The sequence below is a fragment of the Azospirillum endophyticum genome (assembly GCF_016595245.1).
In the GTDB taxonomy this organism is placed as follows: Bacteria; Pseudomonadota; Alphaproteobacteria; order Azospirillales; family Azospirillaceae; genus Azospirillum; species Azospirillum endophyticum.
The window spans coordinates 599,060-612,542 of sequence record NZ_JAENHM010000073.1; the positions used below are offsets into that span (position 1 = coordinate 599,060).

Annotated in this window: 10 protein-coding genes and 1 riboswitch; of the genes, 2 read left to right on the forward strand and 8 right to left on the reverse strand. The window is 67.5% G+C overall.

Annotated features, from left to right (window positions below):
• Positions 1-45: 45 nt before the first annotated feature.
• A riboswitch (SAM riboswitch) is annotated at positions 46-125 on the reverse strand.
• Positions 126-139: 14 nt separating this feature from the next.
• A complete protein-coding gene (locus tag JHL17_RS29695; RefSeq protein ID WP_247893889.1) occupies positions 140-1,156 on the forward strand; it encodes an AraC family transcriptional regulator in 1,017 nt (338 codons plus the stop codon).
• A gap of 63 nt (positions 1,157-1,219) precedes the next feature.
• Here JHL17_RS29695 and murJ read toward each other — a convergent pair whose 3' ends face one another.
• The gene (gene murJ, locus JHL17_RS29700) at positions 1,220-2,794 is read right to left on the reverse strand and encodes a murein biosynthesis integral membrane protein MurJ (RefSeq protein ID WP_200198219.1); all 1,575 of its coding nucleotides are present in this window, start codon (positions 2,792-2,794) and stop codon (positions 1,220-1,222) included.
• Between the two features lie 261 nt (positions 2,795-3,055).
• Between murJ and JHL17_RS29705 the strand changes: the two genes are divergently transcribed.
• Positions 3,056-5,563 carry a hybrid sensor histidine kinase/response regulator gene (locus tag JHL17_RS29705; RefSeq protein WP_345773903.1) on the forward strand — a complete coding sequence of 836 codons (2,508 nt, stop codon included), beginning with the start codon at positions 3,056-3,058 and terminating at the stop codon, positions 5,561-5,563.
• A 21-nt stretch (positions 5,564-5,584) separates the two neighbouring features.
• Here JHL17_RS29705 and JHL17_RS29710 read toward each other — a convergent pair whose 3' ends face one another.
• The 7 genes from JHL17_RS29710 to JHL17_RS29740 all read right to left on the reverse strand — a co-directional run bounded on the left by JHL17_RS29710 (position 5,585) and on the right by JHL17_RS29740 (position 13,327).
• The gene (locus tag JHL17_RS29710; RefSeq protein WP_282189376.1) at positions 5,585-7,528 is read right to left on the reverse strand and encodes a PAS domain-containing sensor histidine kinase; all 1,944 of its coding nucleotides are present in this window, start codon (positions 7,526-7,528) and stop codon (positions 5,585-5,587) included.
• Positions 7,529-7,680: 152 nt separating this feature from the next.
• Positions 7,681-8,568: a VOC family protein gene (locus JHL17_RS29715; RefSeq protein ID WP_200198220.1), complete on the reverse strand. Its 888-nt coding sequence runs from the start codon at positions 8,566-8,568 to the stop codon at positions 7,681-7,683.
• A 107-nt stretch (positions 8,569-8,675) separates the two neighbouring features.
• A complete protein-coding gene (locus JHL17_RS29720; RefSeq protein WP_200198221.1) occupies positions 8,676-9,626 on the reverse strand; it encodes an electron transfer flavoprotein subunit alpha/FixB family protein in 951 nt (316 codons plus the stop codon).
• Between the two features lie 15 nt (positions 9,627-9,641).
• Entirely contained in the window at positions 9,642-10,391 is a 750-nt protein-coding gene (locus JHL17_RS29725) for an electron transfer flavoprotein subunit beta/FixA family protein (protein ID WP_200198222.1), read from the reverse strand.
• Positions 10,392-10,428: 37 nt separating this feature from the next.
• Positions 10,429-10,959, reverse strand: coding sequence for a thioesterase family protein (locus JHL17_RS29730; RefSeq protein ID WP_200198223.1), 531 nt, complete (start codon positions 10,957-10,959; stop codon positions 10,429-10,431).
• A gap of 118 nt (positions 10,960-11,077) precedes the next feature.
• Positions 11,078-11,470: a MerR family transcriptional regulator gene (locus tag JHL17_RS29735; protein ID WP_200198224.1), complete on the reverse strand. Its 393-nt coding sequence runs from the start codon at positions 11,468-11,470 to the stop codon at positions 11,078-11,080.
• A gap of 114 nt (positions 11,471-11,584) precedes the next feature.
• Positions 11,585-13,327 (reverse strand): long-chain-fatty-acid--CoA ligase, encoded by a 1,743-nt coding sequence (locus tag JHL17_RS29740; RefSeq protein ID WP_200198225.1) that lies wholly within the window; start codon positions 13,325-13,327, stop codon positions 11,585-11,587.
• Positions 13,328-13,483: the final 156 nt, after the last annotated feature.

A 13,483-nucleotide genomic window follows, 5' to 3' on the forward strand; every position in this document is an offset into this window, starting at 1 on the left:
AAGGCCGGCCGCAAAAAAAAACGCCCCGACCGATCGGGTCGAGGCGCGGACGCGGCTCGGACCTTTTTAGCGGGTTGTTTTACGTGGCCCGCAAGCCGGTCGACCAAATCACCACGTTGGGTCGCTTGTACGACTGCCTATGACCGCCGTCAAGAGGGCGAGCACCGCATTCTGTTCTTCCAAATCCATCCGTTCTTCCGAGCCGAAATATCGACCGCTAGTCAGCAAGATGGGTCAGGACGACAGCCAGACCCCCGGCTTATGGTTCCCTCCATCAACCGTGCAGGCCGGACAGACGATGAGCAGGCAAGAGTATGACGGGAGGTTTTCCCGGCTGTTCGACTACATCGACCAGAATCTGGAGGGCGACCTGTCGCTCGACAGGTTGAGCGATGTCGCCTGTCTTTCGAAATTCCATTTCCATCGTCTTTTCTCGGCTCATTTCGAGGTCAGCGTCGGAAAATACATCCAGCTTGCCCGGTTGAAGCGGGCGTCGTTCCGGCTGGCCTTCTATCCGGCCGACAAGGTCATCGACATCGCTCTCGATGCCGGCTTCGAGACGCCGGAATCCTTCTCCCGTGCCTTCAGGAAGGCGTTCGGCCAAGCCCCGTCCGAATTCCGGAAGACTCCGGAATGGCGGCAGTGGCACGACCGCTATCGTCATATCAAAACAAAAAGGATCAGGACCATGGATGTTTCGATCGTCGAATTCTCACCGGTCCAGGTGGCCGTCTATGCGCATCGCGGGCCGATCGAAGGCGTGAATGATTCGGTTCGCATCTTCATCGACTGGCGCAAGACCAGCGGGCTGTCGCCGCGCGAGCGGTGCCGGACCTTCGGCATTGCCTTCGACAATCCGGAAACCACCGAACCGGCCGACTTCCGGTTCGACATCTGCGGGGAGGTCGATGGCGAGGTGCCCGAAAATCCGCAAGGGGTGGTGAAGAAGCTCATCCCCGGCGGACGCTGCGCACTGGCCAGGCACCGGGGAGCGCACGAGCAGATCGGCGAGGTCGTGAGGTATCTGTACGGCCGATGGCTGCCGGAAAGCGGTGAGGAGCTTCGTGATTTCCCGGTCTATTTCCACTATCTGAACTTCATCGGAGAAACGCCCGACCATGATCTGCTGACCGACGTCTACTTGCCGCTGAAATAAGCGGAAAAAATCTTCGGCAATCAGCAAGGCTCGGAAGTGGCGCCGCTTCCGATGTCCAAGCGTTCAGCCGGCCGACCCTTCGCCGGGTTGCGCCGTTTTCGACAGCATTCCTTTCACATCCCCCAGTTTCGCCCCACCCAGCGCCGCCGCCAGCGCACCGAAGGCCGCGGCACCGCCGGCCACCAGCATCGCCAGTGCGGCGAACCGTATCGCGGTGGAGGGGGCGTTCAGCCAGGGTGCCAGCACACGCTCGCCCGCCAGGAGCGCCGCTCCCATGCCCATCGCTGCCACCGCGATGCGGGGCGCGCGGTGCTTCACCCGGTCGTCGAGGTCGAACAGGCGGCGTCTGCGCATCGCCGCGATCAGCAGTCCGACGTCAAGCCAGGCTGTCAGGCCGGTTGCGAGCGCGATGCCGACATGGCCCAGCCAGGGCATCAGCAGCAGTGCCAGCAGGGCGGTCGCCACCGTCACGACGACGGCGACGCGCACCGGCGTCACCGTGTCATGGCGGGCGAAGAAGGCGGCGTTCAGCGATTTCACGATCACATAGGCCGGGATGCCGACGGCATAGGCGGCGAGAGCCATCGCGGTGGCGTGCGCCTGCTCCGGGCCGAAGGCGCCGCGCTGGAACAGGACGGCGACGATGGGCCCTCCCGCCATGCCGAGCGCGACCGCCGCCGGCAATCCCAGCAGAAGGCTGAACTCCAGGGCGCGGCTCAGGTAATGGCGGACCATCCGCTCGTCCCCGGCGGCGACGTGGCGGGCCAGCACCGGCAGCAGCGCCGTGCCGATGGCGATGCCGATGATGCCCAGCGGCATCTGGTTCAGCCGGTCGGCATAATAGAGGAAGGACACGGCACCCGACGGCAGCAGCGAGGCCAGCACGATGTTCAGGAACAGGTTGATCTGCATGACCCCGGCCCCGATCGCCCCGGGCCCGACCAGCCGAAAAAGCCGCCTCATCCCCTCTGTCATCCGCGGCGGACGCAGCCGGAGCACCACCCCGGCCCTGCGGCAGGCCCAGGCCATCCAGACGACCTGCACGACGCCCGACAACGTGACCGCCGCCGCCATGGCGGTACCGGGTTCCAAGCCCAGCCGCGGGGCGATCAGCAGGGCGGCGACCAGCGTCAGGTTGAAGGCGATGGGGGCGGCGGCGAAGGGGCCGAAACGGTCGAGCGCGTTCAGCACTCCGCCCAGCAGCGCGACCAGCGAGATCAGCGCCAGATAGGGAAAGGTCAGCCGGGCCATATCCACCGCCAGGGCGAACTTCGCCGGTTCGTCGGAGAAGCCGGGGGCGAGACCGTGCATCAGCCAGGGCATCGCGACGACGGCAGCCAGCGTGAAAGGCAGCAGCATCGCCAGCAGCATCGCCAACGCCTCTTCCGCGAAGCGGATCGCCGCGGCCCGTCCGCGGGTCTGCAGTTCGGCGGCGAAGAGCGGGACGAAGGCGACGCCGAAGGCGCCTTCCGCGAACAGCCGGCGGAACAGGTTCGGCAGCTTCAGCGCGACGAAAAAGGCGTCGGCGACCGGGCCGGCGCCCAGTACCGCCGCGGTCAGGATGTCGCGTGCGAAGCCGGCCAGCCGGCTCAGCAGGGTCAGGCCGCCGACGGTGGCGATGGCGCGTGCGAAGTTCATCGCCGCGATATAGCCGGCTTGTGCAGGCGCGGCAAAGCTGGCTTTTCGGCACGGTCGATACGGCCTGGGGCGGAACGCATTGGATGCGGTGCGGTTGCCGGCGGTCTGCATGGGTGGAGCAAATATCCGGCGTTGCCACCTTGCCGGTAACGGCGTTGCTTCGGCATCGGCGTTGCGGCATGCTTGCGTCCGCCGGCCGCCTCCATCCGTCCTTTGCCGGTGGCCGCGGCCGGCGGACGATTTACAGCGTTCGGGGTATACGTGAAGCGGGCGCTCTGGCTTTTTTCCGGTTTCGGCGGACGGCTGGCCCTGCCCGCTCTGGCGGTTGCCCTCGCCATCGCCGCCCTGTGGTGGATCCTGCTCGACCGCCTGCATCGGGAAGAGCGGCTGCTCGATCTGACGGCGCATGAGAAGACGGCCGTCGTCGCCCGTCTGGTGGAGGAGCATGCGGTCTCCACCTTCCGGCGGGTCGACGACCTGCTGCTGGACCTGATCGCCAACACCGAGCGCAACCGCAGCATGCGCCTTGAATCCCGCCGTGCCTTCGAGGAAGGGCTGGTCGTGGGCGTCCGCGTCTACGACCCGTCCGGTCTGCTGATCATGGGCGGGGGCCGCGTCACCTTCCAAGGGTCCATCACCGACCGCGACGAGTTCCGCGTCGCCCGCGATACCGCGCCGCGCGGGCTGGTCGTCGGCGTCCCCTATGCCTCGTCGGAGACGCAGGATCTGCTGATCCCGGCCTCGCGCCGGCTGGAGAATGCCGACGGCACCTTCGCCGGGATCGCCATCGCCGACATCCCGGTCGAATCCTTCGCCCGCTATTACCGTGTGCTCGGCCTGCCGCCGGACGGTGCCGCCGCCCTGCTGCGTTCCGACGGCGTCATCATCGCCCGCAGCGGAGGGATGAGTTCGGGATCGGGCCGCAGCCCCGCCGATACCGAGCTTTGGCAGGCGATCAAGCGGCATCCCATCGGCCATATCCGCATGATCAGCCCGGTCGACGGGGTGGAGCGGATCACCGCCTTCCGGTCGGCGCCCGACTATCCGGCGATCGCCGTCGTCGGCGAATCGGTGGAGACGGTGTTCGGCCCCTGGCGTGACAATGCCCGCCTCTACATCGGCTGGGCGGTCGCCACCACGGTGGTGATCCTGCTGTTCGTCATCGCCTTCATCGTCGAGCTGCAATGGCGCCGCCACACCGACCGGGCGCTGCGGGTGCGCAACAGGGCGCTGGCCTGGAGCAACGACGGCATCATGATCGCCGATGCGACCCAGCCGGGCATGCCCATCGTTTACGTCAATCCTGCGCTGGAGCGGCTGCTGGGCGCGCCGATGTCCGCCCTGATGGGCGCCGGCGCATTGACCGCGCTGGAGCGGGCGACGAACGACCGCGCAGCCCTGCAGCCATTGCGCGACGCCATCGTCGTCGGTCGGGATGCACGGGTGGAACTGACCCGCCCCGGCCCGGTGGCGCATGAATTGGCGGAAGGCGGGCCGGATGGCCCGAAGGGCGCCCGCTGCCTGGAGTTGAGCGCCTCGCCGGTGCGCGACCACGACAACCGTCTGGTGAGCCTGATCGCCACCGTCCGCGACATTTCGGAGCACAAGCGCGTCCAGGGAGAGCTGGCCGAAGCCCGGCGAGAGGCCGATCGCGCCAATGTCGCCAAGTCGAAATTCCTGGCCGCGGCCAGCCACGACCTGCGCCAGCCGGTACAGTCGCTGATGCTGCTCATGGAGGTGCTGACCAACCGGGTCGGCGACGGCATGACCCGCAATGTCCTGGGCACCATGGAACGGGCGCTCGGCGCCTTGAAGATGCTGCTGGATGGGCTGCTCGACGTCTCCCGGCTGGAAGCGGGCGCGGTGGTGCCGGAGGTGGAGGTGTTCCCGCTGTCCGAGGTGATGGACCGCGTCGCCGCCAACAGCCGTTCCGTCGCCGTCCAGAAGGGTCTGATCCTGCACATCGTGCCGTGCAGCGCCCATGTGCGCAGCGATCCGATGCTGCTGGGCCGCATCCTGCAGAATCTGGTGGAGAATGCGCTGCGCTACACCGACAAGGGGCGCATCCTCATCGGCTGCCGCCGACGCGGCGGGACGCTGCGGATCGAGGTATGGGATACCGGCATCGGCATTCCGGCCGACCAGCAGGAGGACATCTTCGAGGAGTTCGTGCAGGTCGGCAACGCCAACCGCAACCGCGACCAGGGCCTTGGGCTCGGTCTGGCGGTGGTGCGGCGGCTGTCGGCCATGCTGGACCATCGGGTGACCGTGCGGTCGATCCCCGCCGAAGGCTCGGTCTTCACGGTGGAACTGCCGGTCGCCGACCCGCCGGCGGCCAAGCCGCTTCCCGTGCCGCTCGCGTTCCGTCCGGCCTTCGCCACCACGGTGCTGGTGATCGAGGACGACATGATCGTGCGCGAGGGGCTGCGCGTTATGCTGGCGGAGTGGGGCTATACCGTATTGTCGGCCGAATCCTGTGCCGAGGCGCTCGACCTCGCCAATCGCGGGCCAGTTCCAGACCTGATCGTCGCCGATTACCGTCTGCGCGACGGTCGCACCGGGACGGAGGCGATCCGCGAGGTCCGCTTGGCGCTGGGCCGCATCCTGCCCGGTATCCTGGTTACCGGCGACACGGCCCCGGCCCGCGCGCAGGAGGCGGAAGCCGGCAATTTCCGCGTCATGCATAAGCCGGTCGTTGCCGCCGACCTGCGCCGTGCGGTGGCCGAATCGTTGGAGCCGTTGCTGCGCGATCGTCAGACGGTCGCATGAGCGTGGCCCGCCGGGCCGGAGTCAGCCGAGATCCGGCGCCTGCCGTGGCAGGCGCAGGGTGAATATGGCACCCCGGCCGGGGCTGTTGCGAACGCCCAGCTGGCCGCCAAGCGTCTGGGTCGCCAGATTGTAGGCGATGTGCAGCCCCAGCCCGACGCAGCCGGCATGGCGCGCGGTGGTGAAGAAGGGATCGAAGATGCGCGGCAGGTCGGCTTCCAGGACACCCTGGCCGTCGTCGCCATGCACCACCTCGATCCAGTCGTCGCCGTCGGCGTGGATGTCGATGGTGATGCGGCCGTTCTGTTCGGGCCGGAAGGCATGAGTCAGCGAATTGCGCACCAGATGGGTCAGGATGCGGGCGAAAGCGCCGGGGAAGCTTTCCAGTTGCAGCGCCTCCAGGCAGGCCAGTTCCACCCGATGGCCGGACGAGCCGATCTGCGTATGCAGGCTCAGCAGCACATCCTCGGTATACTCGCGGAGGTAGAAGGTGCGGCGTTCGTCGCCGGTCTGGTCGGCCGCCACCTGCTTGAACATGTGGACCAGGGCGGCGATGCGCTCGGTGTTGCCGACCAGCAGTTGCCCCGCCTCCTGCGCCACCTCCAGGAATCCCGCCAGGGCGGAGCGGGTCAACGCATTGGCGGCGAACTGGCGCTTCACGTCCTCGGCGCGGCTCAGCAGATGGGAGGCGGTGGTCAGAGCCACGCCGACCGGCCCGTTCACCTCATGCGCCACGCCGGCGACGAGCTGGCCGAGCGAGGCCATCTTCTCCGTCTGGACCAGGCTCTCCTGGGCCGACTGCAGCTCCCGATAGGCTTGCTCCACACGGTCCTTGGCGGTGCGCAGGGCGTCGGCGGCGCGCGCCCGCTCTGTGGTGTCGAGCATGACGCCGAACAAGTGGGTCAGCCGCCCCTCCAGATCGAAACGCGGCGCACAGGAAGAGGAAACGTAGCGGATCTCCCCCGCCGGATCGATCACCCGGTATTCGACATAGACGCGCCGGGAATTGCCGATCACGCTTTCCAGCATGTTGCCGAAGGACAGGCGATCGTCGGGATGCAGGATGTCCAGCAGATTGTCGAAGGTTGGCTGGAACCCTTCCGGATCCCGGCCGTAGATGCCGAAGGCTTCGCGGTTCCAGATCAGGGAGCCGCTGTGGATGCCGTATTCCCAGTACCCGAGATGACCGGTGCGGTATGCCTCCTCCAAGCGTTGCTTGGCAGCCTCCAACTGGGCCGCAGCCTCCGCCCGTTCGGTGCTGTCCATCATCACGCCGAACAGATGGGTCAGCCGCCCCTGCGCATCCATCCGTGGCGCGCAGGAGGAGGAAACGTAACGGATGTGCCCGCCTTCGTCGTGGACGCGGTATTCGACATAGATGCGCTGAGGGTTGTCGACCACGCTCTCCAGCATGGTGCCGAAACGCGACCGGTCGTCCGGATGCAGGATCCCCAGCAGGTCGTCGAAGCCGTTGGCCAAGCGGTCGCGGTGGTGGCCGATCACGGCCAGTCCGGCGTCGTTCAGCACCAGCTCGCCGGACCGGATGCCGTATTCCCAATAACCGAGCCTGGCGGTGCGATAGGCCTCCTCCATCTTCTCGGTCGCCAGTTCAAGCCCGCGGGCGGTGCGTCGCTGGTCGGTCAGATCCTCCACCGTCGCGATCCAGGGCGGACCGCCGACACGGACCAGCAGGTCGCGGGGCTCGCCCAACGCGGATGGCACCGAGATCTCCCGCTCGGCCCCGGGGGAGCTGTCGGCGAGGTCGGCCGGAAAGGCTTCGGCGCCGCCGTAGCGGTCGAGCAGGCAGCGATTGCCGTGCAGCCTCCCCTCCGCGTCGCACATCAGGGCAGGGACGGGCAGGGCGTCGAACAGCGAAGGCAACGTGAGCGGGGTGGAAGAAGCGGGTTCGGGACCGCGCTCCCGCTCCGGAGTTCCCGCCACTCCTCGCGTCTCCCCCGCCGTCGTCATGTGCGTCTCCACAGCCGGCACCCGTTCGCGGGCGCAACTGTCGGCGGACACTACACAAGCAATTCAGCGGCAACTATGCCCAATTCGGCGCAAATCGTCGCGAATTGATGGAAGTTCATCCTATCCGGTCTCGCGGCTTCGGGCAGCCGGAGTCAAGGGATCAGATCATTGAGGTCGAACTCCTGCGCGAAGGCGATCATGGCGCCGCCGGCGCTGGCCGATCCGACCCGCATCACGCCGCCGCCGACAACGGTCGGGAACTTGCTTTTCTGGAGCGCCTGCTGGGTCTTCACCGGGTCGGCGACGCGCACCACGAAGCCGGCGAAGAAGGGCAGGGCGGTGGTGAAGGCCGGGTCGTCGGTCCAGGCCCATTGCAGCCGGTCCGGCGTGGCGACCAGAACCGGGACCTGTCCGTCGCCGGTCCGTCCCGGCTCCACCATGCGGGCGGCGCCGCGGTCGATGACGGTGCCGCCGAGCAGCTTGGCATAGGTCGCGGCGACCGCATCGGGATCGGCGGCGGCGATCACCAGCGCCTCCAGCCCGATGGCACCGTTGGCATGTTCCATTTGGTCCGGGCGCCAGACCAGATCGGGCGTATGGTGCTGGCACAGGAAGACGCGGCCGGCCGGGATGGCTGCCGGGTCGATCTGGGTGATGGTGAAGCTGGCGTCGCGGGTCCCCTCCGGCAACGCCACCGGGCGGCCGAAATCGACGGACTCCGACACCGGAAAGCCGGCGGCGGCCAGCGTCCCGGCGGCAGCGCGGGCGTCCGGGGTCTTCAGCGCGATGGCGGCGATGCCCTCGCGCTGGCGCAGGAAGTCAGCGTAATGGGCGTTGGCCGGTCGCTGTTCCTCGATGCCCAGCAGCTCCAGATAGGTGCCGGTCGGGAAGAGGATCGTGTGGTTGGCCGACTTCAACTGGGTGTGGTGGCCGCGCGGCGTCACGGTGAAGCCGAGCCGGGCGTAGGAGTCTCGCGCCGCGTCCAGATCGCGGGTCGCGATGACCAGATGGTCCAGTCCGGTGATGCCGTCGATGCTCATGACGTCCTGCCGCTGTCGGGTTGCCGTGCCGCCAGCGATAGAGCAGCCGGCCGGCCGCGGCAAGGGTGAAGCGGCCGGGCTCCGTTGTGGAGAGCCCGGCCTTGTGGTCACAGCGCCTGCTGCAGTTCCGGCACGGCCTTGAACAGGTCGGCGACGAGGCCGTAATCGGCGACCTGGAAGATGGGCGCTTCCTCGTCCTTGTTGATCGCGACGATGACCTTGCTGTCCTTCATGCCGGCGAGGTGCTGGATCGCGCCTGAGATGCCGACGGCGATGTACAGCTCCGGCGCCACGATCTTGCCGGTCTGTCCGACCTGGTAATCGTTCGGCACGAACCCCGCGTCCACGGCGGCGCGGCTGGCGCCCACCGCGGCGCCCAGCTTGTCGGCCAGCGCCTCCAGCAGCGGGAAGTTCTCGCCCGACTGCATGCCGCGCCCGCCCGACACCACCACGCGGGCGGCGGTCAGTTCCGGACGCTCCGACTTGGTCAGCTCGGCCGAGACGAAGCTCGACAGCCCGGCGGCACCGGCGCCCGCGACCTGCTCGACTGATGCCGAACCACCTTCGGCGGCGGCGGTCTCGAAGGCGGTGGTGCGGACGGTGACGACCTTCACCGCGTCGGACGACTGCACGGTGGCGATGGCGTTGCCGGCGTAGATCGGCCGCTCGAAGGTGTCGGCCGACTGCACCGCGGTGATGTCGGAGATGGCGGCGACGTCCAGCAGCGCCGCGACGCGCGGCAGGAGGTTCTTGCCGACCGAGGTGGCGCCGGCCAGGACATGGCCGTAGCCACCGCCCTTGACGGTCGATACCACCAGCGGGGCGACGTCCTCCGGCAACTGGTGCTCGTAAGCGGCATCGTCGGCCAGCAGCACCTTGGCGACGCCCGCCACCTTGGAGGCGGCCTCGGCGGCGGCTTGCGCGCCCTTGCCAGCGACCAGGATGTGAACATCGCCCCCAATTCCGCTGGCGATCTTGGAAGCGGCGGTGACGGCGTTCAGGGTGGCGGGCTTCAGCGAGGTGCCGTCGTGGTCGGCGATGACGAGAATGTTGGCCATGGTCAGATCATCCCCTCAGATCACGCGCGCTTCGGTCTTGAGCTTGTCCACCAGCGTGGCGACGTCCGGCACCTTGATGCCGGCCTGACGCTGCGGCGGCTCCGTCACCTTCAGCGTCTTCAGCCGCGGCGTCACGTCGACGCCGAGCGCATCGGGCGTGACGGTCTCCAGCGGCTTCTTCTTCGCCTTCATGATGTTGGGCAGCGAGGCATAGCGCGGCTCGTTGAGGCGCAGGTCGGCGGTGACCACCGCCGGCAGCGTCAGCTCCACCGTCTCCAGCCCGCCGTCGATCTCGCGGGTGACGGCGGCCTTGCCGTCGCCGGCGACGAGTTTCGAGGCGAAGGTGCCCTGGCCCCAGCCGAGCAGGGCCGCCAGCATCTGGCCGGTCTGGTTGCAGTCGTCGTCGATCGCCTGCTTGCCGAGAATGACGAGGCCGGGGGCCTCTTTCTCGACCAGCGCCTTGAGAACCTTGGCGACGGCGAGCGGCTCGGTCGTCCCCTCGGCCTGCACCAGGATGGCGCGGTCGGCCCCCATGGCGAGCGCGGTGCGCAGGGTCTCCTGGGCTTGGGCCGGGCCGACGGAGACCACGACGATCTCGGTCGCCTTGCCGGCTTCCTTGAGGCGCACGGCTTCTTCGACGGCGATCTCGTCGAAGGGATTCATGCTCATCTTCACGTTGGCGGTCTCGACGCCGCTGCCATCCGCCTTGACGCGGATCTTCACGTTGTAGTCGACCACTCGCTTGACGGGGACCAGCACCTTCATGGCGGCGTTTCTCCTCTCGGATGGTGTTCTTATGGGTTCAGGCAAGGGCGGACAGGGTTTGTCCACGCAAGGCGGCGACCGCATCGGGGATCGGCGGGGAAGCGGCGGTGGAGCCGAGTGCCGCCAGCACGTCGGCTGGGGCGACGACGCCCTTGGCGCCGACGAAGGCGCCCTGGACGACGGCCAGCGCCGCCAGCCCGCCCCGCGTTTCCATGCGGTGTTCGATGAAGATGTATTTGTCGTCCCAGCACAGCACGCGGCTGACCAAGGTGAAGCGCTGGAACGGCCGCAGCGAGCGGCGGTAGCGGATGGTCGCCCCACCCAGCACCGGCTGCCAGCGGTTGCGCAGGATCGCCGGTCCCAGCCCGACGCGGATCGTCAGGTCGGTGCGGCCGAGATCCATCACGCTGAAATAGCGTGCGTTCGTCATGTGGAAGTTGATGTCCAGGTCGGTCGGCCAGACCCGGAAACGCAGCGCCGACGGCTCCAGCAAGCCGGCCCGGCGGCCGCGCAGCGCGGCGAGAATGGCGGCGGCGACGACCGCCAGCAGGCGGAAGATCAGGTTCATGCCCGCTCCCCCATTCCGCTATCCGTCCTGACGACATTGCGGGTCGCTTGTGGCCGTCCCGGTCCCATCATGCTCCGATCTCCCGTGGGGCCGACCGGCGCCGAGGGTGCTCGACCGGTCAGCCGTCCTTCGCGGCGGTCTTCAACTCCATCAGGGTGTTGTTGACCTGCTCTTCGATCTCGCGCAGCTCCTGCACGGTCGCCTCCAGGTCCTCGCGCTGCTGGGCGAGGTCCTTCAGCCGCTTCTGCACCCGCTTCAGCAGGTTCCTTTGCTGCTCGACCCCGCCGTTGATGTTGTAGAGGTCGAGATATTCACGGATTTCCGCCAGCGAGAAGCCCAGCCGCTTGCCGCGCAGGATCAGCTTCAGCCGGGCGCGGTCGCGCTTGGTGTAGACCCGGTTGTTGCCGACACGGTTGGGCGCCAGCAGCCCCTTGACCTCGTAGAAACGCAGAGCCCGCGGCGTGATGCCCAGTTCCTCCGCAAGCTGGTTGACCGTGTAGAGCTGTTCCATCCCCGGGAAGACCTTTTGTTTGCGTTCGGCACAATGCGCCTGCCGTTTGGTAGCACAGCTGCCGTGGCGTGATAAGGCTTCCCTTTACGTCTGGGTCAATGCGGTGACTGCGGGTCATCCTTCCTTGGTTAGAGCTTGCTGCGCCTCGGCCATCAGCTCCTTCTTCGACAATTTTCCGACCGCGGTCTTCGGCAGTTCCTCGCGGAATTCGATGGCCGTCGGCATCTCGATGCGGGAGATCTTGTCGCTCAGGAAGTCGCGCAGCGCCTCGGCCGTCAGGTCGGCGCCCGGCTTCAGTTGCACGAAAGCCTTCGGCGTCTGGCCGCGGTAATCGTCGGGCAGTCCGATGACGCAGGCGGCGACCACGTCGGGATGCTGGTAGATCGCCTCCTCGATCATGCGCGGATAGACGTTGTAGCCGCTGCAGATGATGAGATCCTTCAGCCGGTCGAGCAGGAAGACGTAGCCGTCCTCGTCCATCGTCCCGACATCGCCGGTCAACAGGAAGCCGTCGACCACGGTGCGGTCGCTTTCCTCCGCCCGGCCCCAATAGCCAGCCATGATGTTGGGGCCGGCAATCGCCACCTGCCCCTTCTCGCCGATGCCGAGCCTGCGGGTCGGATCCTCCAGGTCGCGGATCTCGATGGCGATTCCGGGCAGCGGCAGGCCGATGGAGCCCTCCTTGTTGATGCCCTTCAAAGGGTTGGCGGCACAGACGGGGGAGGCTTCCGACAGGCCGTAGCCTTCGATCAGGACGCAGCCGGTCGCCGTCTCGAACCGGCGCTTCAATTCCGTCGGCAGCGGCGCGCCGCCGGAGATGCAGTAGCGGATCGAGGTCATCGCGTAGCGGGCGACCTGCGGGTGGCCCAGCAGCGCCTTGTACATGGTGGGCACGCCGGGGACCAGGGTCGGCTTGCGTCTGGCGATGGTCTTCAGCACCTGCTCCGTCTCGAAACGCGGCAGCATGACCAGCTCCGCCCCGCAGGCCAGCCCCATGTTCAGCACCACGGTCATGGCGAAGACATGGAAGAAGGGCAGCACGGCGAGCATGCGCTCCCGGCCCAGCGCCACCTCGGGGAACCAGGCCTGCACCTGCCGGGCGTTGGACAGCAGGTTGTGGTGGGTCAGCATGGCGCCTTTCGGCACCCCGGTGGTGCCGCCGGTGTATTGCAGGACGGCGATGTCGCGCAGCCCGTCGATGCGCACCGGGCGCAGCGTCCCGTCATTGGACAGCAGGCTGGAGAAGTCGACATGGCGGTCGTCGCGCGGTACCGCGGCAAGCTCGCCGCGCTTCAGCACGCTGAACAGCGCCTTCTTCATTGCCGGCAGGATGGTCGCCATGCGGCAGACGACGATCCGCTTCATCGGCGTGCGCGCCAGCATCGCCGCGACGCGCGGGTAGATCTGCTTGAGATCCAGCGTCACCATGATCTCGGTCTGCGAGTCGGTGATCTGGTGTTCCAATTCGCGCTCGACATAGAGCGGGTTGTAGTTGACGACGGTGCCGCCGGCCTTCAGCACCGCGAAATAGGAGATGACGTAGGTCGGACAGTTGGGCAGGCACAGCCCCACCCGCACCCCCGGCCCGACCCCCATGTCCTGGAAGCCGCGGGCGGCGCGGTTCACCAGGTCGAGAACCTCGGCATAGCTGTAGCGGCGGCCCAGGAAATCCAGGCAGGGACGGTCGGCGTAGCGGCCCGCCGCATCTTCGAACAGCATGTGCAGCGGCATCGGCGCGAAATGCTGGTCCCAGGCGATCCCCTCGGGATAATGCACGAGCCAGGGATGATCGGTCCCGGCATCGGCGCCGTTCACGGCTAAGGGCGGATTGGCGCTCTGCGCAAGCGGCTCGGGCATGGTTCGCTCCCCTTGGCGGTGGCGTGTTCCGGATCGCCCGGCAGCCGGCATCGGAAACGGCGGGCGCCTAAAACGCTTTCGTTATGACGTTGACGTAAACGTAATGCACGCCTACTGTCAAGCCGGTCCTACGAACAATCCTGAGGGCATGCTTTC